The organism is Nonomuraea ceibae, assembly GCF_019396325.1.
GTDB classification, from domain to species: Bacteria; Actinomycetota; Actinomycetes; order Streptosporangiales; family Streptosporangiaceae; genus Nonomuraea; species Nonomuraea ceibae.
In genome coordinates this window covers 1-21,004 of sequence record NZ_JAHKRO010000145.1, presented here as the reverse complement: position 1 = coordinate 21,004, position 21,004 = coordinate 1, and the positions used below count along the sequence as shown (strand labels likewise).

At 73.2% G+C, this 21,004-nt stretch carries 20 protein-coding genes; 11 read left to right on the top strand and 9 right to left on the bottom strand.

Annotated features, from left to right (window positions below; translation table 11 throughout):
- From KME80_RS44555 to KME80_RS44530, 5 genes are all read right to left on the bottom strand, one after another.
- Positions 1–249: hypothetical protein (locus KME80_RS44555; protein WP_219517766.1), on the bottom strand; the 249-nt coding region annotated here is incomplete at its 3' end.
- Positions 250–566: 317 nt separating this feature from the next.
- Entirely contained in the window at positions 567–1,637 is a 1,071-nt protein-coding gene (locus tag KME80_RS51270; RefSeq protein WP_246646774.1) for a DegV family protein, read from the bottom strand.
- A 13-nt stretch (positions 1,638–1,650) separates the two neighbouring features.
- Positions 1,651–2,859, bottom strand: a complete 1,209-nt coding sequence (gene hutI, locus KME80_RS44540; RefSeq protein WP_219517764.1) for an imidazolonepropionase — start codon at positions 2,857–2,859, stop codon at positions 1,651–1,653.
- A 416-nt stretch (positions 2,860–3,275) separates the two neighbouring features.
- Positions 3,276–4,688, bottom strand: coding sequence for a GTPase HflX (gene hflX / locus KME80_RS44535; RefSeq protein WP_219517763.1), 1,413 nt, complete (start codon positions 4,686–4,688; stop codon positions 3,276–3,278).
- 83 nt (positions 4,689–4,771) lie between these two features.
- Positions 4,772–5,461: a DUF4097 family beta strand repeat-containing protein gene (locus KME80_RS44530; RefSeq protein WP_219517761.1), complete on the bottom strand. Its 690-nt coding sequence runs from the start codon at positions 5,459–5,461 to the stop codon at positions 4,772–4,774.
- 144 nt (positions 5,462–5,605) lie between these two features.
- Here KME80_RS44530 and aceB point away from each other — a divergent pair, with 144 nt between their 5' ends.
- The 8 genes from aceB to KME80_RS44490 are packed head-to-tail and all read left to right on the top strand — an operon-like array spanning position 5,606 to position 14,747.
- On the top strand, positions 5,606–7,183 hold the full coding sequence (aceB, locus tag KME80_RS44525; RefSeq protein ID WP_219517759.1) for a malate synthase A: 1,578 nt from the start codon (positions 5,606–5,608) through the stop codon (positions 7,181–7,183).
- Between the two features lie 29 nt (positions 7,184–7,212).
- A complete protein-coding gene (locus KME80_RS44520; protein ID WP_219517757.1) occupies positions 7,213–8,652 on the top strand; it encodes an FAD-linked oxidase C-terminal domain-containing protein in 1,440 nt (479 codons plus the stop codon).
- Positions 8,652–9,860: an FAD-binding oxidoreductase gene (locus tag KME80_RS44515; protein ID WP_219517756.1), complete on the top strand. Its 1,209-nt coding sequence runs from the start codon at positions 8,652–8,654 to the stop codon at positions 9,858–9,860. Before KME80_RS44520 ends, KME80_RS44515 begins: the two co-directional genes overlap by 1 nt.
- Before the next feature lies 1 nt (position 9,861).
- Entirely contained in the window at positions 9,862–11,064 is a 1,203-nt protein-coding gene (locus tag KME80_RS44510) for a (Fe-S)-binding protein (protein WP_219517755.1), read from the top strand.
- Complete coding sequence (locus KME80_RS53040; protein ID WP_219517754.1) at positions 11,061–11,807, top strand: IclR family transcriptional regulator; 747 nt, start codon at positions 11,061–11,063, stop codon at positions 11,805–11,807. The genes KME80_RS44510 and KME80_RS53040 overlap by 4 nt, the downstream gene beginning before the upstream one ends.
- Before the next feature lie 23 nt (positions 11,808–11,830).
- Positions 11,831–12,568, top strand: a complete 738-nt coding sequence (locus tag KME80_RS44500; protein WP_219517753.1) for an IclR family transcriptional regulator — start codon at positions 11,831–11,833, stop codon at positions 12,566–12,568.
- Between the two features lie 4 nt (positions 12,569–12,572).
- Positions 12,573–12,785: a DUF2277 domain-containing protein gene (locus tag KME80_RS44495; protein WP_219517752.1), complete on the top strand. Its 213-nt coding sequence runs from the start codon at positions 12,573–12,575 to the stop codon at positions 12,783–12,785.
- Between the two features lie 60 nt (positions 12,786–12,845).
- On the top strand, positions 12,846–14,747 hold the full coding sequence (locus tag KME80_RS44490; protein ID WP_219517751.1) for a hypothetical protein: 1,902 nt from the start codon (positions 12,846–12,848) through the stop codon (positions 14,745–14,747).
- 3 nt (positions 14,748–14,750) lie between these two features.
- On the opposite strand, the gene KME80_RS44485 is transcribed toward KME80_RS44490, so the two are convergent.
- On the bottom strand, positions 14,751–15,185 hold the full coding sequence (locus tag KME80_RS44485; protein ID WP_219517749.1) for a hypothetical protein: 435 nt from the start codon (positions 15,183–15,185) through the stop codon (positions 14,751–14,753).
- Positions 15,186–15,278: 93 nt separating this feature from the next.
- Here KME80_RS44485 and KME80_RS44480 point away from each other — a divergent pair, with 93 nt between their 5' ends.
- From KME80_RS44480 to KME80_RS44470, 3 genes are read left to right on the top strand one after another with little or no spacing between them, the layout of a single operon-like run.
- Positions 15,279–15,959 (top strand): response regulator transcription factor, encoded by a 681-nt coding sequence (locus KME80_RS44480; protein WP_219517748.1) that lies wholly within the window; start codon positions 15,279–15,281, stop codon positions 15,957–15,959.
- Positions 15,956–17,191 carry a sensor histidine kinase gene (locus KME80_RS44475; RefSeq protein ID WP_219517747.1) on the top strand — a complete coding sequence of 412 codons (1,236 nt, stop codon included), beginning with the start codon at positions 15,956–15,958 and terminating at the stop codon, positions 17,189–17,191. The genes KME80_RS44480 and KME80_RS44475 overlap by 4 nt, the downstream gene beginning before the upstream one ends.
- 36 nt (positions 17,192–17,227) lie before the next feature.
- Positions 17,228–17,551 (top strand): PepSY domain-containing protein, encoded by a 324-nt coding sequence (locus KME80_RS44470; RefSeq protein ID WP_219517746.1) that lies wholly within the window; start codon positions 17,228–17,230, stop codon positions 17,549–17,551.
- 11 nt (positions 17,552–17,562) lie between these two features.
- Here the strand turns inward: KME80_RS44470 and KME80_RS44465 are convergent, their stop codons facing one another.
- From KME80_RS44465 to KME80_RS44455, 3 genes are all read right to left on the bottom strand, one after another.
- Entirely contained in the window at positions 17,563–17,949 is a 387-nt protein-coding gene (locus KME80_RS44465) for a RidA family protein (RefSeq protein WP_219517745.1), read from the bottom strand.
- A 75-nt stretch (positions 17,950–18,024) separates the two neighbouring features.
- On the bottom strand, positions 18,025–18,660 hold the full coding sequence (locus tag KME80_RS44460) for an HNH endonuclease family protein (protein WP_219517744.1): 636 nt from the start codon (positions 18,658–18,660) through the stop codon (positions 18,025–18,027).
- Between the two features lie 105 nt (positions 18,661–18,765).
- The coding region (locus KME80_RS44455) for a glycine cleavage T C-terminal barrel domain-containing protein (RefSeq protein ID WP_246646773.1) at positions 18,766–21,004 on the bottom strand (2,239 nt) is incomplete at its 5' end.

The following is a 21,004-nucleotide window of genomic DNA, read 5'->3' as shown; positions in this document are numbered from 1 at the left end:
TGGGGAGGCGATCGGGGCGGGGGCGGGCAGGGGCTCCGGGGCGGGGCGGGAGCGCCAGAGGAAGAAGCCTGCGACCAGTACGGCCACGGCGGCCAGGGCGAGGAGGGCGCGTACTCCTGGGCGGCCCGGGTCCAGGGAGGGGCGGGGCATGCCGGAAGCGGTGGCCAGCTTGGACAGCAGGGACTCCCCGGAAGCGGCGGTCAGGCCGGACACGGGGGACGGGCCGGAGATGGGGGCCGCGCCAGACATGTAGGCCCCGCCAGCGACGGGGCCCACGTCAGACAGAGCGCAGGGGCCGGACAGAGGGGACGGGTCGGAATGTGTGGGCGGGGCTGGCGGGGTGTGGGGAGTAGGGGCGGTGCCGGGGCGGGTGGAGGCGCGGAAGGCTTGGAAGGAGGTGGGGATGCCGGTGAGCAGTGGGGCCCGGGCCGGGGTGGTGATGGACCGGAGCCGGGTCTCCGCGATGGCCCGCTCGGCGGCGAGGTCGTGGGTGCGCACGGCGAGAATGTACGGACGCGGTGGGTGGGGCGGTGGGGCCGAATGGAGTTCTGTGGATAACCCGGGGTTCAGTGGGCGGGGGTGATGGTGACGCCCAGCATGCCGGGGCCGACGTGGACGCCGATGACCGCGCCCACTTCCACGACGCGGGGGCGCGGCAGCCCGGGGAGCCGTTTGGCGAGGCGGTCGGCCAGGGCCTCGGCGCGGTCAGGGGCCGCGAGGTGCTGGACGGCGATCTCGACCAGTTCACCCCCGGCCGCCGCCCCAAGCACTCCGGCACCCCCGGAGGTGCTGGAGGTGCTGGGGGTTCCGGGGATGGCGGAAGTGCCGGAGGTGCTGGGCCCCGAAGTCCCGTAGATGCCCGGAGTGCCGAAGGTGCCGCATGTGCGGGAGGGGTCGGGCCCCGAGGTGCCGGAGCTGGAGATGCCGGGGGTGCCGGTGCCGGAAATGCTGCCCGTGCCGGGAGGGTCAAAGGCTCCGGGGGCGCCGGCGCTCTCGGCGGCTCCCATTGCCTGGGCCGCGTGAACGGCTATGTCTTCCAGGCGGCCCAGGGCGCGGGAAGGGGTGCGGACCTTCTCCAGGAGGGAGATGCGGCCGTCGACCAGGTGCAGCAGCGGTTTGATCAGGAGGGCCGAGCCCAGCAGGGACGCAGCGGCGCCGATGCGGCCGCCTCGGCGGATGTGGTCGAGGCTGTCGACGTAGAAGAACGTGCGGGTGCGCACGGCGCAGTCGCGGGCGGCCGTGGCGACCGCTTCCGCGTCGCCGCCCGCGGCGGCCGCTCGGGCCGCCGCCAGGACGGGGTAGCCGAGGCCCATGCCGATAGAGCGGCTGTCGACGACCTCGACCGGGACGGGGGCGTCGCGGGCCGCCGTGCGGGCGGACTCGGCCGTACCGGAGAGGGCCGCCGACAGGTGGATCGAGACGACGGCGGAGGCGCCGCCTGCGGCGAGCGCCTCGTAGCAGGCGGCGAAGCGGGACGGCGCGGGCCGCGAAGTGGTTGCTATGGCGATATTTCCCGAAAAATCGCCCTCATCGCAGGCCATCTCCCCCAAGACCACCTGTACGGGAACCACCGTGACGCCGGGCACCTCGGGCAGGTATGCGGTGGAATCGGTCACCACGGCGACTTCAGACGGCATAGCCCGAGAGTAACTACTGAACCGGCGTGCCACCCCGCCACACCCGGCGCGGCTTGAGCCCGAAGGACCAGGCGAAGGCGCCCTCGTGGTCGGCGTCCCACTGGACGATGTCGGCCAGCCGCCCGGGCGCCAGCACGCCGCGGTCGGGCGCGCCGAGCACGGTGGCGCCGCCGAGCGTGGCGGCGCGCAGCGCGTCGTTGACGCTCATCCCGAACGCCGACACGGCCATCGCGATGACCAGCGACATCGAGGTGATGCCGCAGTGGCCGGGGTTGTGGTCGCTGCCGAGCGCGATCTGCACGCCGTGCTTGATCATCTGGCGGACCGGCGGCAGGTTGCCGCGCTGGAGCGCGGTGGCCGGGCAGACGACGGCGGGCACGCCGTAGCGCGACATGATGGCGATGTCCTCGTCGGACATGTGGTGCAGGCCGTCGGCGGAGGCGCAGCCGAGCTCGGCGGCGAGCTGGACGGCGCCGCGGCGGCTGAACAGCCCGGCGTGGATGCGCGGCAGCAGGCCGACGTTGCGCCCCGAGGCGAGCACCCAGCGGGACTCCTCGGTGGTGAAGTGGCCCTCGTCGCAGTAGACGTCGACGCTGTCGGCTCCGGCCGCCGCCGCGTCGGCGCACCAGGCGCCCACGGCCTCGACGTATTCGCGCTGGCGGCCGAAGTATTCGGGGGGCACGACGTGGGCCGCGAGGAAGGTGACGTGCACCCGCGGCATCATCGGCTCCTTCTCCAGCTCGCGCAGGAGCCGCACGTCGGCGAGCTCGCCGTCGCGGGTGAGATGGTAGCCGGTCTTGGCCTCGACGGTCGTGGTGCCGTTGAGGAGCCAGCCGCGCAGCCGCTCGCGGACGCCGTTGCACAGGGTCCACGGGTCGGTGCCGCGGGTCACGGTGACCGTGGAGCCGACGCCGCCGCCCGCCGCGGTGATGGAGGCCGCGCTGGAGCCGCCGGTGCGGATGGCCAGCTCGGCGTAGCGGTTGCCGGCGTAGACAGGGTGCGTGTGGGCGTCGATGAGGCCGGGCGTGACGAGGGCGCCGCCCAGGTTCTCGACGTGGTCGACGTCGACGATGTCGTCGACGACTCCGGGCACGCTCTGCGGCAGGTCGGGCGCCCGCCCGACCCACGCGATGCGGTCGTTGTGCACGAGGATGGCCGCGTTGCTGAGGACCTCGTTGCCGGTCCAGAGGCGGCCGATGTTGGTCAGAAGGCGAACGGTCACCGCATCACCGCCCCGTGCATGAGCAGCACGCAGCGCACGGCCTGTGCCGCGCCCACTGAGTCCGCTCCGGGTCCGGACGACATGGGGGGTCTCCTGCTCTCATCCGCAAATGCTGTGCGGTGACCGTATCGCCGGACGCATGATCCGGCGATTTCAGTTCAGTTACGTTATTTCACAGGTGGGCTCGCTGTACAGGGTTATTCGGAAGAAAGCCCACTCATCCCAGCCGCCACTCAGCCCCGATCTCACACACAGGCCCCCGCGCGTGTCCAGAACCACAGCAGCCATCGTCGAAACCCGTGCTCTGTCTCAATTTCGTAAGGCTTGGCTCATCGTAGCAACACCAGCCGCCCGGGACCACTGCCGCTTTTGGGCAGCTCTGCGCCTTTTAAAGCGAGAGCTGCCCTGCCGTGCCTTTATGCGACACGTTCGACCGGCTTGCCGACCCGCTCCAGCTCCTGGAAGAGGCTGGGCAGCACGCGGGCGTGCAGGATCGAGCCGTCCTCGACGTGGTCGAGCGACAGCACCTCGCCCTCCTTGTGGACGCGCGAGATCAGGTCGCCGCGCTCGTACGGGATCAGCAGCGTGACCTCGTGGTCCAGGTGCGGCAGCCGGCGCTCGATGAGGCTCATCAGCTCCGGGATGCCGGCGCCCGTGCGGGCGGAGACCACGATGCTGTCGCGTTCGCGCCTGCTGATGCGGTCGAGCACCTCCTGGTCGGCGGCGTCGGCCTTGTTGATCACCACGATCTCGGGCACGTCGCTCGCGCCCTCGATGGTGGCGAAGACCTCGCGCACGGCGGCGAGCTGGCCCTCGGGGTCGGGGTGCGAACCGTCGACCACGTGCAGGATCAGGTCGGCGTCGGCGACCTCCTCCAGCGTGGACCGGAACGCCTCGACGAGCTGCGTCGGCAGGTGGCGCACGAACCCGACGGTGTCGGCGATCGTGAACACCCGGCCCTCGGGCGTGCGCGAGCGGCGCACGGTCGGGTCGAGGGTGGCGAACAGCGCGTCCTCCACCAGCACGCCCGCCCCGGTGACCCGGTTGAGCAGCGAGGACTTGCCCGCGTTGGTGTAGCCGGCGATGGCCACGGCGGGCACCTCGCGGCTCTGGCGGTGCTGGCGCATGGTGTCGCGGGCGGTCGACATGCCCTTGATCTGGCGGCGCAGCTTGGCCATCCGCTCGCGGATGCGGCGGCGGTCCAGCTCGATCTTCGTCTCACCGGGGCCGCGGCCGCCGATGCCGACGCCGCCGGCGGCACGGCCGCCGACCTGCCGGGACAGGTTGCCGCCCCAGCCGCGCAGGCGCGGCAGCAGGTACTGCAACTGGGCAAGCTCGACCTGAGCCTTGCCCTCACGGCTGCTGGCGTGCTGGGCGAAGATGTCGAGGATCAGCGCGGTGCGGTCGATGACCTTCACCTTGACCGTCTCCTCGAGCTGGCGGAGCTGGCCGGGGCTCAGCTCGCCGTCGCAGATCACGGTGTCGGCGCCGGTCGACTCGACCACGTCGCGCAGCTCCAGCGCCTTGCCGGAGCCGATGTAGGTCGCGGGGTCGGGGAACTTGCGCCGCTGGATGAGGCCTTCGAGGACCTGGGAACCGGCGGTCTCGGCCAGGAGCTTGAGCTCCTGGAGTGAGTTCTCGGCGTCGGCGGCGGTGCCGGAGGTCCAGACGCCGACGAGGACGACCCGCTCGAGCCGCAGCTGGCGGTATTCGACTTCGGAGACGTCCTGGAGCTCGGTGGAGAGGCCCGCCACGCGGCGCAGGGCCTGCCGCTCCTCGAGGTCCATGTCGCCGGTCGCGAAGTCGTCGAGCTCGGAGTAATCGTGCATTCGTGTCATCTCTATTAGGGAACGTCTGGGCACCTCGGTGTCTTCCCCGATGGTGACACGACCTCACTCAAGTCATCACCTGGTTATCCCGGCAGCACGCTCACGTCGCCGGACCCGGAGGTGAGGTTGAGCTTGCGGGGGGAGGCGTCGTCGTCGTCGACGGAGACGGTGGCCTCGCCGGAGCCCACGTCGGCGGTCACGTCGTAGGCGCCGGCGGGCACCCGCAGGGTCACGTTGCCGGAGCCGGACTCCAGGTCGGCGCTGTCGGGGGCGCTGGCGTACTTGAGCTCGATCGCGCCCGAGCCGGCCTCGCCGGTGACGGTCTTGCCGGTCAGGCCGGAGGCGTCGATGTCGCCGGAGCCGGCGGTAAGGACGAGCGGGCCGCTCAGCGAGCGCAGCGTGATGTCGCCCGAGCCCGACTCCGCCTCGACCTTGAGCCCCCTGGGGACCTCGATGCGGTAGTCGACGCCGCAGCTCCCCCAGCTCGGCTTGCAGTCGAAGCTCACGCGCAAAGTGTCGCCCTCGACGGCGTGCTCGGCCTGCGGCTTGTTGTCGCGCCAGCGCAGCGTCTCGACGACCCGGATGGCGCTGCCCCCGGTCTCGGTGATGACCGTGTCGCCGGACTCGCTCTTGACGTACAGCTTGGCCACCTTGTCGGTCACCTCGTAGGACACGGTGTCCTGGTGGGTGGGGCCGCCGAGCCCGCCGAGGCCGCATCCCGTCAACAGCAGCGCGGAGGCCAGCACGCCGCCCGCGATCGCGATCGTCTTCATGCCTCCGATCATGTCGCGGACGGGCGGCGCGGGCATCGGGGTTCCCCCCGGGACGACCCCTGCCTTTGACCTGCCGAACCCTCATGCTCTAGCGTCACTTTCATCATCCAGAACTTGGTTTCCATCATACGGAAAAGAGGAGCCATGGAGATCACCGGCCCGATGCACGACCGGTTCGACCAGATCCTCACGCCGGAGGCGCTCGGCTTCGTGACGGCGCTCCAGCGGGAGTTCGGCCCCCGGCGCCTGGAGCTGCTCGCGGCGCGCCAGGCCAGGCAGGAGGAGCTGTCGGCGGGCGGCACCCTCGACTTCCTCCCGGAGACCAAGGAGGTCAGGGAGTCGGAGTGGCGGGTCGCGCCGCCGGCGCCCGGCCTGGAGGACCGGCGGGTCGAGATCACCGGGCCGGTCGACCGCAAGATGACCATCAACGCGCTCAACTCCGGCGCCAAGGTGTGGCTGGCCGACTTCGAGGACGCCAACTCCCCCCTGTGGGACAACTGCGTCAGCGGCCACCTCAACCTGCGCGACGCGCTCGACCGCACGATCGACTTCGAGACCGGCGGCAAGACGTACGCGCTCAGACCCGACGAGGAGCTGGCCACCGTCGTGGTGCGGCCGCGCGGCTGGCACCTGGACGAGAAGCACGCGCTGGTCGACGGGCGGCCGGTGGCGGCCTCGCTGTTCGACTTCGGCCTCTACTTCTTCCACTGCGCCCAGCGGCAGCTCGACAAGGGCCGCGGCCCGTACTTCTACCTGGCCAAGCTGGAGTCGCACCTGGAGGCGCGGCTGTGGAACGAGGTGTTCGTCCGCGCCCAGGAGCTGCTCGGCATCCCGCAGGGCACGATCCGGGCCACGGTGCTCATCGAGACGTACCCGGCCGCGTTCGAGATGGAGGAGATCCTGTACGAGCTCCGCGACCACTCGGCCGGGCTCAACGCGGGACGCTGGGACTACCTGTTCAGCGTGATCAAGAAGTTCCGCACCCGGGGCCGGGAGTTCCTGCTGCCCGAGCGCAACGCGGTGACGATGACGGCGCCGTTCATGCGCGCCTACACCGAGCTGCTGGTGCGCACCTGCCACAAGCGCGGCGCGCACGCGATCGGGGGGATGGCGGCGTTCATCCCGTCGCGGCGTGACCCGGAGGTCAACGCGACGGCGCTGGAGAAGGTGCGCGCGGACAAGACGCGGGAGTCGGGCGACGGGTTCGACGGCTCGTGGGTGGCCCACCCGGACCTGGTGCCGATCTGCCGTGAGGTGTTCGACGGCGTGCTGGGCTCGCGGCCCAACCAGATCGACCGGGTGCGCGAGGACGTGTCGGTGTCGGCGGCCGACCTGCTGGCGGTCTCCGAGACGCCGGGCGACATCACCGAGGCGGGGCTGCGCAACAACGTGGACGTGGCGCTGCGCTACCTGGCCGCGTGGATGGGCGGGCTGGGCGCGGTGGCGATCCACAACCTGATGGAGGACGCGGCCACGGCGGAGATCTCCCGTTCGCAGATCTGGCAGTGGATCCACAACGGCATCACGCTGGCCGACACGGGCGAGACCGTGACGAAGGAGCTGGTGGAGCGCATCATCGGCGAGGAGCTGGCGAAGGCCGCCGCCGAGCCCGGTTACGACGAGGAGCTGTTCGGCCAGGCGACGGCGTTGTTCAAGGAGGTGGCGCTGGACGACGACTTCGCCGAGTTCCTGACGCTTCCGGCATACGCCCGCATGCCGTAAATATCCTGATATAGAGAGCAGGTGAGGCCATGCTGGATGAGCTGACGGCGGCGCTGGCCGGCATATTGCCCGCCGATTCGGTGATAACCGACCCGGTCCGGCTGCGTACCTACGAATGTGACGGCCTCACCTACCATCGTGCGACCCCCGGCGTGGTCGTGCTGCCCGAGACCGCCGAGCAGGTGGCGGCGGTGGTCAGGCTGTGCCGGGAGGCCGGCGTGCCGTTCGTGGCGCGCGGCTCCGGCACCGGCCTGTCCGGCGGCGCGCTGCCCCGCGAGGACGGGGTGCTCATCGTGACCTCGAAGATGCGGCGCATCCTGGAGATCGACCTGCCCGACCGCCGGGCCGTGGTCGAGCCGGGGGTGACCAACCTGGCGATCACCGAGGCGGTGCGCGACCAGGGCTACTACTACGCGCCCGACCCGTCCAGCCAGCAGATCTGCTCGATCGGCGGCAACGTGGCGGAGAACTCGGGCGGCGCCCACTGCCTGAAGTACGGCTTCACCGTCAACCACGTGGAGGCGTGCGAGATCGTCACCCCGGACGGCGACCTGGTGACGCTGGACCGGATGGACCCGGGCTACGACCTGCTGGGCGCGTTCGTCGGCTCGGAGGGCACGCTCGGCATCGCCACCAAGATCACGGTACGGCTGAGCCGCGCCCCCGAGGCGGTCACCACGGTGCTGGCGGCGTTCGAGAGCATCGAGCGGGGCGGCGAGGCCGTGTCGGCCATCATCGGCGCCGGGATCGTGCCCGCGGCGATCGAGATGATGGACGCGCTGGCCATCGAGGCGGCCGAGGCGGCGGTGGCCTGCGACTACCCGCGCGGCGCCGGCGCGGTGCTGATCGTGGAGCTGGACGGGCCCGCGCAGGAGGTCGAGCGGCAGTTCGCGCAGCTCCGGGAGATCTGCTCGGGCGCGTTCGAGCTGCGGGTGGCGGCCGGGGCAGAGGAGCGGGCGGCGATCTGGAAGGGCCGCAAGTCGGCGTTCGCGGCCGTCGGCCGGATCAGCCCCGCCTACATCGTGCAGGACGGCGTGGTGCCGCGCACCGCGCTCCCCCGGGTGCTGGCGGAGATCGACAGGCTGTCGGCCGAGCACGGGATCAGGGTGGCCAACGTCTTCCACGCGGGCGACGGCAACCTGCATCCGCTGGTGCTGTTCGACGACGCCGAGCCGGGGGCGGGCGAGCGGGCCGAGACCGTGTCGGGCGCGATCCTCGACCTGTGCATCGCGCACGGCGGCTCGATCACCGGCGAGCACGGCGTGGGCGTCGACAAGGCCAAGCACATGCCGCGGATGTTCTCGCCCGACGACCTCGACACGATGCAGCTCGTCCGCTGCGCGTTCGACCCGGCCGGGCTGTCCAACCCGGGCAAGGTGTTCCCCACGCCGCGGCTCTGCGGCGAGGTGCCCGGCGTGCGCAAGGGCGCGCATCCGCTGGTGGAGTCCGGGAAGGCGGAGCAGTTCTGATGCTGGAGACGGGCGTGACGGTCAGGGACCCCGGGCCGGACGACGCGGTCCTGGGGATGCTGCCGCGCCGCGTGGCGCTGCCGGAGAGCGTCGAGGAGGTGGCGGAGGTGCTGCGCGCGTGCGCCCGCGACGACCTGGCGGTGGTGCCCGTGGGCGGCGGCACCAAGCTGCACTGGGGCCCGCCGCCTGAGCGCTTCGACGTGCTGCTCGACCTGTGCTGCCTGAACCGGGTGGTCGAGCACGCGGCCGGCGACCTGGTGGTGCGCGCCCAGGCCGGGGTGACGATGGGGGCGCTGGCCGGGGCGCTCGCCGCCGAGGGGCAGGAGCTGGCCCTGGACGCGCCGTTCCCCGACGCCACCGTGGGCGGCACGCTGGCCACGGCCGTGGCCGGGCCGCGCGCGTTCCGCTACGGCACGGCCCGCGACCTGCTCATCGGCGTCACGGTCGTGCTGGCCGACGGCACGGTGGCGAGGTCCGGCGGCAAGGTCGTCAAGAACGTCGCCGGCTACGACCTGGGCAAGCTGTTCACCGGCTCGCACGGCACGCTCGGCGTGATCGCGGAGGCGGCGTTCCGGCTGCATCCGCTGCCCGCCGACCGGCGCTGGATCGTGGCCGTCGCCGACCCGCCCGGCATGGCCGAGCGCGGGCCGTGCCGGGTCCGGGAGCTGGCCGCGACGCTGGCGGCCTCGCAGGCCGAGCCGAGCGCGGTCGAGCTCGACTGGCCGCACGGGCAGGGGCCGATCTGGATGAGCGTGCTGGTCGAGGGGGCCGCCGCGGCGCAGCGGGCCGAGGCACTGGCCGCGCTCATGGGCGACGCGCTGCGCTCGGTGCGCGCGGAGCCGCCGCCGCAGTGGGGCGCGATCGTGCGGGACGAGGTGCTGGCCGAGGTGCGTTTCCGGCCGTCCAGGCTGACCGGCGTGCTGGACGCGGTGCACTACAGCGGGTTCTCGCTGCGCGGGTCGGCGGTGTCGGGCCGGATGTGGCTGGAGCTGTGGGACGACCCCGGCGAGGACAAGACGGTCACCGCGCTGCGCGGGCTGCGCGAGCGGCTGACGGCGCTGGGCGCGCGGATGACCGTGCTGGCGACGCCGTACGAGGGCGTGGACCGGTGGGGCGAGGTGAGCTCGCTGCCGCTGATGCGGCGGGTGAAGGAACAGTTCGACCCGGGGCGCAGGATGTCTCCCGGGCGGTTCGCAGGAGGGCTCTGACGTGGACCCGAAGCTGATCAACGACTGTGTGCACTGCGGGTTCTGCCTGCCGACCTGCCCGACGTACGTGCTGTGGGGCGAGGAGATGGACTCGCCGCGCGGCCGCATCCACCTGATGAAGCAGCACGTCGAGGGGACTCCGGTCACGCCGGAGATGGCCGGGCACTTCGACGCCTGCCTGGGCTGCATGGCGTGCGTGACCGCGTGCCCGTCGGGGGTGCGCTACGACCGGCTGATCGAGCAGACCAGGGCCGAGGTGGAGCGCACGCACGTGCGCGACCCGCGCGACCGGGCGGTGCGCGGGCTGGTGTTCGGGCTGTTCCCCTACCCGCGCAGGCTGCGGCTGCTGCGCCCGGGGCTGGGGATCGCGCGGCGGCTGGCGCCGTTCCTGGCGCGGGCGCACCCGGGCCTGGGGGCGATGGCCGGGCTCGCGCCCGAGGTGGCGCGGCGGCAGCGGCTGCCCCGGCTGGTGCGCGCCCGGGGTCCGCGCCGGGCGGTGGTCGGCATGCTCACCGGGTGCGTGCAGGGCGAGTTCTTCCCGCAGGTGAACGCCGCCACGGCGCGGGTGCTGGCGCTGGAGGGCTGCGACGTGATCGTCCCGGCCGGGCAGGGCTGCTGCGGGGCGCTCAGCGTGCACTCCGGGCGGCGCGACCAGGCCAGGCGGCTGGCCCGCCGGACCGTCCGCGCGTTCCGTAAGGCGGGGGTCGAGACGGTCGTGGTCAACGCCGCCGGGTGCGGGTCGACGATGAAGGAGTACGGCGACCTGCTCGGCGAGGAGCCGGGCTTCCGGGTCGTGGACCTGTCGGAGTGGCTGGCCGAACTGGGGCCTGCGGCCGAGCGCCATCCGCTGCCGGTCACCGTGGCCTACCACGACGCCTGCCATCTGGCCCACGCCCAGGGCGTGCGGGCGCAGCCGCGCGAGCTGCTGCGCGGCATCCCGGGGCTGGAACTGCGCGAGGTGCCCGACTCGGCCGTCTGCTGCGGGTCGGCGGGCACGTACAACATCTTCGAGCCGGAGGCGGCGCGCGACCTCGGCGACCGCAAGGCCAAGGCGGTCGGGTCGACGGGCGCGGAGCTGCTGGTGTCGGCGAACCCGGGGTGCACGATGCAGATCGCGGCGGCGATGCGGCGCGAAGGCGCCGCGATCAGGGTGGCGCACACCGCCGAGGTGCTCGACGCGTCGCTGCGCGGGGTGGGCCTGTGAGCGTGCAGTCGGTCGAGCGGGCGCTCGACGTGCTGGAGGCGCTGGCCGAGCACGGCGGCGAGGCCGGGCTGTCGGAGATCGCGGCCAGGACCGGGCTGCCCTACGGAACGATCCACCGGCTGCTGCAGACGCTGCTGGCGCGCGGCTACGTGCGTCAGGAGTCCGACCGGCGCTACGCGCTCGGCGGCGGGCTGGTGCGGCTCGGCGGCGTGGCCGAGAGCATGGTGGCCGTGTGGGCGCAGCCCTACCTGGCGCGGCTGGTCGAGCTGTCGGGCGAGACGGCGAACCTGGCGGTGCTGGAGGGCGACTTCATCGTCTACGTGGCGCAGGTGCCGTCGCCGCGCAGGCTGCGGATGTTCGCCGAGGTCGGCAGGCGGGTGCTGCCGCACAGCACGGCCGTGGGCAAGGTGCTGCTGGCCTGGCGGCCCGGCGGCGACGCGGTGACCGTGTTCGAGCGGACCGGCATGCCCAGGCGCACCCCCAACACGATCACCGACATCCAGTCGATGCTGGCCGAGCTGGGCCAGGTCAGGTCCCGGGGCTACGCGCTGGACCTGGGCGAGGAGGAGCTGGGCGTGCACTGCCTGGCCGTGCCGGTGCTCGACGGGGACCGGGTGGTGGCCGCGATGTCGGTGTCGGGCCCGGCCGAGCGGATCGGCGCGCTGGACCGGGGCGAGCTGGCCGAGGGCATGCGCGGCATCGCCCGTGACTTCGCGGCGGAGCTGAGCCCGGCCGCCCGGTAGCCGGCGGGGTAGGGTGTTGCGCCATGAGCAACGGCTCGGTGCAGTCGGTCGATCGGGCCATCGCGATCCTGGAGATCCTGGCCCGCGACGGTGCGAGCCGGGTGACCGACCTGGCGGCCGAGCTCGACGTGCACAAGTCCACCGCGTTCCGGCTGCTGGCCGCTCTGGAGCAGGGCGGGCTCGTCGAGCAGAGCGGCGACCGGGGCCGCTACCGGCTCGGGTTCGGCGTGGTGCGGCTGGCCGGCGCCGCCACCGCCCAGCTCGACCTGGCCAAGGAGAGCCGCGAGGTGTGCCTGCGGCTGGCCGGGGAGCTCGGCGAGACCGTCAACGTCGCGGTGCCGCGTGACGGGTGCGCGGTCAACATCAGCCAGGTGCGCGGGCCGTCGGCGATCAGCGGGCACAACTGGGTCGGCCAGCGCACCCCCGCTCACGCGACCTCCAGCGGCAAGGTGCTGCTGGCGTTCGGCGCGCTGGCGCTGCCCGAGGTGCTCGACCGGTTCACGCCGCTGACCATCACCGACGCGCGGCTGCTCGGGCTGGCCGAGATCAGGCGGCGCGGCTGGGCCTTCACCGTCGAGGAGCTGGAGCTGGGGCTGAACGCGGTGGCCGCGCCCGTGCGGGGCGGCGACGGCGCGGTGGTGGCGGCGGTGAGCGTCTCCGGGCCCTCCTACCGGCTGACGCCGCAGCGGCTGCCCGAGGTGGGCGAGGTCATGGCCGACGGCGCGAGGGAGATAAGCCAGCGGATCGGCCATTACCGTTGAAAGCATGTGCCGAAGCATCAAGACCCTGCGCCCGCCCTACACCGAGGACGTGACCGAGGAGGACGTGCGGGCCGCCGCGCTGCAGTACGTCAGGAAGATCTCGGGCTTCCGCGCCCCCGCCGCCCACAACGCCGAGGCGTTCGACCGGGCCGTCGAGACGATCACCCGCGCCTCGGAGGAGCTGCTGGCCGCATTGCAGGTTCGCGGAAGCCGTTGACAGGCCCGGCCCGCCGGAGAAGTGTCCCCGGTGTAACCACACCGACTGCAGGGGGCCGCGATGATCAGCGGGCTTTACCAGGGGCAGGACGGCGACTCGCGGCTGGAGCTGCGCGTGGACGTCGACGGGAGCAGGCCGACCGGGCGCGTCAGCGGTGACCTGTTCACCGTCTCCGGCGCCACGACGGGCTACACGGGCTCGTTCGTGGTGCACGCGCCGGCCGTGACGGCGGGGGCCGTCGAGGGGCGCGGGGCGTTCACGTACGAGACCGGCGATCAGGACGTGCGTGTCACGATCTCCGGCGAATCGGGCACCGCGCGGGTGGCGGGGCGCACCTACCCGATCACGTTCGTCTCGCGCCACTTCCGCAAGGTCCTGCTGGAGCAGGACTCCGTCGCCGGGGCCGTGCCGTTCGTCAGCTACGACACCGGCTCGCTGCCGGGGCCCGCCGGGTCGCCCGCGCGCGAGCTGAGCGTCGCCACCGCGTGGGCGGAGGCGGGCATCGAGCTGACCGTGGCCGAGCCGGGCGTCATCCCGGTCGACGGCGCGGGCGCCGACCTGGCGTGGGACGACGCCGAGCTGCACCACGCGATGACGCAGCAGTTCAGCAGGTTCGGCGACGCGGCCGCCTGGCGGGTGTGGCTGCTGGTGGCCAGCAAGCACGTCGGCGGCTACCGGGGCATCATGTTCGACTACGGCGACGCCCACCAGCGGCAGGGCGCCGCCGTCTTCCACGACGCGATCAAGGGCGACTCGCCGCAGGCGCAGCGGGCCATGCTCAGGACGTACGTGCACGAGCTCGGGCACGCCTTCAACCTGCTGCACTCCTGGCAGAAGAACCTGGCCACGCCGCCCCAGCCGCTCGGCCCGTCGGGCGGCTTCGGCGACCTGTCGTGGATGAACTACGTGCAGAACTACCAGCCGGGCGGCGAGGCCGGTTACTGGGCGGCGTTCCCGTTCCAGTTCACCGACTCCGAGCTGGTGCACCTGCGCCACGGCTTCTACCGGGACGTGGTCATGGGCGGCGGCGCGTTCGGCAGCGGCGCGGCCGAGCCGGCTCCGTTCGAGCAGCCGGTCGAGGACCTGTCGGGGCTGGCGCTGGAGCTGCGGGCCAAGGAGTCGTTCGGGTTCGGCGAGCCGGTCGTGGTCGAGCTGCGGCTGTCGTGCACCGGCGAGCCGCGCACCACGCACGGCCACCTGCATCCCGACACCGAGTTCACCCAGGTGACGATCACCCAGCCGGGCGGCAGGACCGTGCTGTACCGGCCGATGATGCGCCACTGCGTCGACAGCTCGCCGCGGATCCGGCTCGACGCGGGCAACCCGGCCATGTACCGCAGCGCGTACATCGGGCACGGCCGCGACGGGCACTACTTCCAGCAGCCCGGCGAGTATCACGTCAGGGCCCAGTACGTGGCCGCCGACGGCTCCCGCGTCGTCTCGCCCCCGTGCCTGGTCCGGGTGCGCCGGCCTGTCGGCGACGACGACCACCGGGTGGCCGAGCTGATGCTGGGCGAGGAGCAGGGCCAGCTGTTCTCGCTGCTCGGCTCCGACTCCCCGGCGCTGCGCTCCGGCAACCTGGCGCTGGAGGAGGTCATCGACCGCTACGGCGGGCATCCGCTGTCGGTGTACGCCCGGCTGGTCAAGGGGCTGAACGCCGAGCGCGGCTTCAAGGCGCTGACGCCCGGCAACCGGCTGCGGGTGCGGCCGCCGGACGCCAAGCAGGGCGTCGAGCAGCTCGCCGAGGTGGCCAGGATGGGCGGCATCGACAACATCACGCTCAACCTGGTGATGCGGCGGCTGGCCCGGGCCGAGGCGCGGCAGGGCGAGCTGCGCAAGGCGCACGCGGTGATGGACGCGATGGTCGCGACGTTCGCCGCCAAGGGTCTCAATCCCATCGTCATGGGGCAGATCAGGCGGCAGGCGGAGCTGACGAAGTCGGCGCTCAGCGCCGAGGCGTGAGAGCTAGCCGGTCAGCGTGACCGGCCGGCCGCCGCGGCAGCCGATGGTCAGCTCGACGTCCTCGCCCTCGTCGGCCTCGAACTCCACCTGGACCTCGAGGGCGGGGCCCGGCTCCACGCCGTCGACCGAGTAGCCCTGCGCCGGGCTCCAGGACCGCAGGGTCGCCCGGTCGCCGTCGCACGAGGCGATCACGGTGCCGCCGGGGCTGCGGACGAACTCGCCGCCCTGCGAAGTGGGCTGGGCGGACGGGCCGGGTGTCGTGGTCGCGGGCGCCGGCTGCCGGGCCGACGCGGTGGCGAGCGCGGCGCGGGCCTCGTCCTGCGTCATGACCTCGCCGGACGAGCCCGTCAGCGCGCCGCCGACCAGGCCGAGCACCGCCACGGCCGCGCCCGTCGCGGCCACCGCGGTGGCCGCCCAGGCCAGGACGAGTCTCTTCACCCCGCCACCTTCCCCCCTGTACGGCTAAGCCCAGGTTAAGACCGCGATAACAGGCGACGTCACAACACCGCCGACCGTCTACCGTTTCCGTATATGGCTGACATCCTGCTCATCGAGGACGACGTGACGATCCGCACCGCGCTGAGCCGGGGCCTGCGGGATCTCGGCCACGCCGTGTCCTCCTCCCCCACGGCGCTCGACGGGCTGCGGCTGGCCGTCCAGGACCGCCCCGACCTGATCGTGCTCGACCTGGGGCTGCCCGACCTGGACGGGGCCGAGCTGCTGCGCATGCTGCGCGCGGTGAGCAGGGTGCCGGTGATCGTGGCGACCGCCCGCGACGGCGACGCCGAGATGGTGCCGGTGCTGGACGCGGGGGCCGACGACTACGTGGTCAAGCCGTACAGCGCCGCGCAGCTCGACGCGCGGATCAGGGCCGTGCTGCGGCGGGCCGCCGACGCGACGCCGGAGGAGCCGCTGCGGGTGGGCGGGCTGCGGGTGGACCCCCGGGCGCGGGAGGCCCGGCTCGACGGGGCCACGCTGGACCTGACGCCGCGCGAGTTCGACGTGCTGCACTACCTGGCGGCGCGGGCCGGCGAAGTGGTCACCAAGCGTGAGCTGCTGACCGAGGTGTGGCAGCTCCCGTACGGCGGCGCCGACAAGACCGTGGACGTTCACCTGTCGTGGCTGCGCAGGAAGCTCGGCGAGACCGCCTCCGAGCCGCGCTACCTGCACACGGTGCGCGGCGTCGGCGTGAAGCTGGTCGGCCCGTCGTGAGGCGCTGGCTGGCGCTGCTGGTGGCGGCCACCACGTCGCTGGTGCTGGTCGCGCTGCTGGTGCCGATGGCGCTGCTGATCCGCGCCGTCGCCGAGAACGGCGCCACGAGCCGCGCCACCACGGCCGCCGAGTCGGTCGCCGTAGCGGTCGGCACGCCGGAGCTGTCGCTGGCGCTGGAGCAGGTGGCGCGGCCGGTCACGGTGTTCCTGCCGGACGGCGGGCGGCTCGGGGAGAAGGCCGAGCGCTCCGCCGCCGTCCGGCTGGCGGCGACGGGCCGCAGCGTCACCGCCGAGTGCGACGACGGCGGCCGGGAGGTGCTGGTCGCCGTGCAGTCACCGGACGGCACGGTGGTGATCCGGGTGTACGTGAGCGAGGACGAGCTGTGGCGCGGCGTGCGCGAGGCGTGGCTGGCGCTGCTCGGGCTCGGGCTCGCGCTGGTCGTGCTGGGCATCGCGCTGGCCGACCGGCTGGCGCTGGCCGTCACCCGGCCGGTCGACGGGCTGGCGCGCGTGTCGCACCGGCTCGCGGGCGGCGACCTGGAGGCGCGGGCCGAGCCCGGCGGGCCGCCCGAGGTGCGCTCGGTCGCGCTCGCGCTCAACCATCTGGCCGGGCGGATCGGCGACCTGCTCGCCGCCGAACGGGAGTCGGTCGCCGACCTGTCGCACCGGCTGCGCACGCCGCTGACAGGGCTGCGGCTGGACGCCGAGTCGCTGCGCGACCCGGAGGAGGCCGCCCGCATCGGCGCCCGCGTCGACGCGCTGGAGCGGGCCGTCAGCGCTGTCATCACCGACGCCCGCCGCCGCTCCGCCGGGCGCGAGAGCTGCGACGCCACCGCCGTGGTTGACGAGCGGGTGCGGTTCTGGTCCGTGCTGGCCGAGGACCAGGGCCGCGCGGTCACGGTCGCGCTGCCCGAGGGCGAGCTGCCGGTCGCCGTCGGCGGCGAGGCCCTGGCCGCCGCCGTCGACGCCCTGCTCGGCAACGTCTTCGCGCACACCCCCGAGGGCGTGTCGTTCACCGTACGGCTCGCGCCCCACCCCTCCGGGGCCGTGCTGACCGTGAGCGACGACGGCCCCGGCTTCGACCCCGCCCTGCTCGCGCGGGGCACCAGCGGCGCCGGCTCGACCGGGCTCGGCCTGGACATCGCCCGCCGCACCGCCGAGTCCTGCGGCGGGCGCCTGACCGTCTCCTCCCACGGCGGCGCCATCGTGGAGATGGTGTTAACTCGTCCTTAGCGCGCGTTTACCGTCGTTCGCGGTTTCGTCTTGGGTATGCACATCACCAAGAAGATCATCGTTGCCAGCGGGGTCACCATGGCCCTCGTCGCCGGCGGGTCCGCCGCCTTCGCCGCCGTCAACCGGCCCGCCCCCAAGGTGAGCGCCGAGCAGGCGATCCAGCTCGCCCAGAAGCAGGTGCCCGGCTCCTGGGTGTGCGAGGTCGACTTCGACCGGCGCGGCACCCGCCCCGACGTGTGGGAGGTCAAGGTCGTCAAGGGCGACGTCGCGCACGAGCTCGACATCGACGCGGCCACCGGCAAGCTCCTCCACGAGGAGACCGAGCCCGTCGACGACGACGGCGACCGGGACGACGACTGAGCCTCCGGCGCTCAGCCCGCCGCCACCACCTCGATCTCCACCAGCCAGTCGCCGGCCAGCGTCTGCGCCACCACCGCCGTGGTGGGCACCCGGCGTCCGCCCAGGGCGGCCGTCCTGGCCCTGGCGTTCGCCTCGGCGTAGCCGGGGTCACGCAGGTAGCTCGTCAACCGCACGATGTTGTCCACCCCCATCCCCGCCGCCGCGAGGATCGCCCGCAGATTCGCCCAGACGAGCTCCAGCTGCTCGTCGAGCGTGGCCCCGGCGACGCCGTCGCGGTCCAGGCCCATCGTCCCCGCGACGAACAGGAACCGGGACGGATCACGCACCTCGATCGCGTGCGCGTAGTCGTCGGTGGCGGCGTAGACGCCCTCAGCCGGGTCGTGCACGATCAGCTCCATGCCGGCCATCGTGACCCCTCGGGCGGCCCGGCCCCAGAGCCAATCCGCCCCGATTGGTCCCCTCCCGGCCCGGGGTCAGCAGGAGGACAGGACGCCCTTCATCGCGTCCTTCTCCGCCGCCGTGACCCACAGCTCGTACTTGGCCTTCACCTCGATCTGCCGGGCGATGTACGCGCACCGGTACGACTTGCGCGGCGGCAGCCAGGTCGCCGCGTCGGAGTCGCTCTTCTGTCCGTTGAGCGGGCCGTCGACCGCGAGCAGGTTCAGCGGGTCGTTGGCGAACTCCTTGCGCTTGGTCTCCGACCACTTCTGGGCGCCCTTCTGCCAGGCGTCCGACAGCGGGATCAGGTGGTCGATCTGCACCTCGGAGCTGGTGTCCTGGCCGCGCCTGAACTCGATCCGCTTGCCGCTGTAGGGATCGTCGAGGATGCCCGTGAGCACGACGCAGTCGTGGGTGCCCTTCTTGAACGTCTCCTCGCGCAGATCGCGCTTGAGGATGTCGTTGCGCGTGTCGCAGCCGTTGTGGTCGACGTCGGCCCACGCCGGGCCGAACTCGTCACGGTCGAACCCCGTCTTCGGCGCCCGGCCCTTGACCGCCAGGTCGTCCAGCTTCTTGCGCGCCTCGCCGGCGTCGGCCGCGTCCCCCTTGGCGGCCTTGCCGGAATCGGGGGTGAGGCCCGCCTCCAGCTCCCCGCAGCCTGTCACCGTCATCGCGACAGCCAGCGCCGCCGCGGCCATTCTCGCTCGTCCCCGCACGTTTGCCCCCAGACTCCTGATGTAAAAGCCTAGGTATATCAATTACCCGTAACGCCGCACTTATCTCCTGATGGCGTCAAGAAGCCATTCGGCGAGGTATCGCGTGTACGAGGAACGTACGTGGATCTTGTACGCGTCCATCCCCTTTTCCAGGATCACCGGCACCCCGGCGAGCAGCGTCTGGGCAGGGCCGGTGAACACGCTCGGGTGCAGGTCGAGGGCGCATCCGGTGATGAGCACGTCGAGCGCGCCGGGGCCGCCGAGCTCCAGCACCGTGCGCTGGCCCGACACGTCCACCCAGCCGTCCTCGCCCTCCCCCTCGACCAGCCACCACGCCGGGCCCAGCCGCAGCCCCCTCCCGGGGTCGGCGCCGCGAACCTCCCACCTGGGGACGGGCGGCAGCTCCCGCAGCCGCACCCGTTCGCCGCCCGCCGCCGCGAACCGCTCCGCGAACGCCGCCGCCGGGCTCTCCGCCCGCGCCGGCCCCGCCGTCGCCCACGGCCGCGCGGGCGCCGGGTCGCCCTCCCGCCTGGCGTTCTCCGGGTCGTAGAAGACCGGCTCCACCACGCGCACCCCGACGGCCGTCTCCCCCGCCACGGCCACCAGCCGGTCCCCGGGGCCCACCCCGCGCGCCAGGGCCAGCGCGAACGTCCGCCCCAGCACGGCGCTCTCGTAACTGCTGGTCACATGCCCTGCCATCGGCACCGGGGCCGCGTTCGGGGTGACGAGCTGGGCGCCTTCCTCCAGGAGGGTCGCCGGGTCGTCCGGCAGGAGGCCGACGAGGCGCTTGCGGTCGGTCCTGGCGGTGTCGGGCCGGCTGTGGGAGCGCTTGCCGACGAAGTCGGGCTTGCTCCGGGAGACGATCCACGACATGCCGAGGTCGTGCGGCGTGACGGTGCCGTCGGTCTCCTGGCCGACGATGGGGAAGCCCTTCTCCGCGCGCAGCACGTGCATGGTCTCGGTCCCGTACGGCACGGCGCCGAGGTCCAGGACCGTCTCCCAGAGCGCCCGCCCGTAGGCCCAGGGCACGTTGACCTCGTAGGCGAGCTCGCCGGAGAAGCTGATGCGGAAGACGCGCCCGGCGACGCCCAGCACCGGCGTGGCGGCGTACCGCATGAAGGGCAGGTCCACCGCGCCGGGGGCGACGGCGGCCAGGACGCGGCGGGCGTGCGGCCCGGCGACGACGACGGTGGCCCAGTGGTCGGTGACGGAGGTGAGGCGGACGTCGAGGTGCGGCCATTCGGTCTGGTGCCATTCGTCCAGCCAGTCGAGGACGGTGGCGGCGTTGCCGGTCGTGGTCGTCATCAGGTAGTGGTCGCCGGCGAGGCGGGTGGTGGTGCCGTCGTCCAGGACCATCCCGTCGGCGGTGCACATGAGGCCGTAGCGGCAGGCGCCGACGGGAAGCGTGGAGTACAGGTTCGTGTAGATCCGGTCGAGGAGGACGGCGGCGTCGCGGCCCCGGATGTCGATCTTGCCGAGGGTGGAGGCGTCCATCGCGGCGACGGAGGTGCGGGCGGCGCGGCACTCGCGCAGCACGGCCTCGCGCATGCCCTCGCCGCCGATCGGGAAGTAGCGGGGCCGCTTCCACTGGCCGACGTCCTCGAACACGGCGCCGCGGGCGACGTGCGCGTCATGCATGGCCGTGGTCCTGACGGGGTCCGACAGCTCGCCCCGGGCGCGGCCGGCGAGCGTGGCGAAGGCCACCGGCACGTACGGGGCGCGGTACGTGGTCGGGCCGACCTGGCCGGGCGCGGCGCCGAGGAGCGCGGCCAGGACGCCCGCGACGAGCGCGCCGGAGGTCTTGCCCTGGTCGGCGCCGGTGCCGGCGGTGGTGTAGCGCTTGACGTGCTCGGCGGAGCGCAGCCCGGCGCCGGTCGCCCGGGCGAGGTCGGCCACGGTGACGTCGCGGTGGAGGTCGACGAACGCGGTCGGGTCGGGGGCGAGCTCCCCCCAGTACGCGGCGGGCGCGTCACCGGCGGGGACGGGCCGGGCGGCGTGGCGGGCGGGGCGCCCCTGGGCGGCGCGGGCGGCGTCGAGCCCGGCGGCGTGGCCGTCCTCGACCGCCTCGTCCGTGCCGTACAGGCCGCGGCAGGCCCCGGCGGAGCGCTCGGCCTGCGCGGAGCGGCCCGGCACGAACGCCCGGAGCGCCTCGTCGAACACGATCGTGCCCCGCGACTGGCTGAACAGGTGCACGGCCGGGTTCCAGCCGCCCGCGACGGCGAGCAGGTCGGCGGCCACGTGCCGGCCGCCGACGCGGACGCCGGTGAGCAGGCCGTCGCCGTCGGCGGTGGGCCCCGGG

Coding starts and splice junctions, on each gene's coding strand:
- KME80_RS44500 (WP_219517753.1), top strand. CDS start 11,831: ATGAGCAACGGCTCGGTGCAGTCGGTCGATCGGGCCATCGCGATCCTG.
- KME80_RS44520 (WP_219517757.1), top strand. CDS start 7,213: ATGCTGGATGAGCTGACGGCGGCGCTGGCCGGCATATTGCCCGCCGAT.
- hflX (WP_219517763.1), bottom strand. CDS start 4,688: ATGCACGATTACTCCGAGCTCGACGACTTCGCGACCGGCGACATGGAC.
- KME80_RS44460 (WP_219517744.1), bottom strand. CDS start 18,660: ATGACGGTGACAGGCTGCGGGGAGCTGGAGGCGGGCCTCACCCCCGAT.
- KME80_RS44480 (WP_219517748.1), top strand. CDS start 15,279: ATGGCTGACATCCTGCTCATCGAGGACGACGTGACGATCCGCACCGCG.
- aceB (WP_219517759.1), top strand. CDS start 5,606: ATGGAGATCACCGGCCCGATGCACGACCGGTTCGACCAGATCCTCACG.
- KME80_RS44495 (WP_219517752.1), top strand. CDS start 12,573: ATGTGCCGAAGCATCAAGACCCTGCGCCCGCCCTACACCGAGGACGTG.
- KME80_RS44465 (WP_219517745.1), bottom strand. CDS start 17,949: ATGGAGCTGATCGTGCACGACCCGGCTGAGGGCGTCTACGCCGCCACC.
- KME80_RS44515 (WP_219517756.1), top strand. CDS start 8,652: ATGCTGGAGACGGGCGTGACGGTCAGGGACCCCGGGCCGGACGACGCG.
- KME80_RS51270 (WP_246646774.1), bottom strand. CDS start 1,637: ATGCCGTCTGAAGTCGCCGTGGTGACCGATTCCACCGCATACCTGCCC.
- KME80_RS44530 (WP_219517761.1), bottom strand. CDS start 5,461: ATGAAGACGATCGCGATCGCGGGCGGCGTGCTGGCCTCCGCGCTGCTG.
- KME80_RS44470 (WP_219517746.1), top strand. CDS start 17,228: ATGCACATCACCAAGAAGATCATCGTTGCCAGCGGGGTCACCATGGCC.
- KME80_RS44490 (WP_219517751.1), top strand. CDS start 12,846: ATGATCAGCGGGCTTTACCAGGGGCAGGACGGCGACTCGCGGCTGGAG.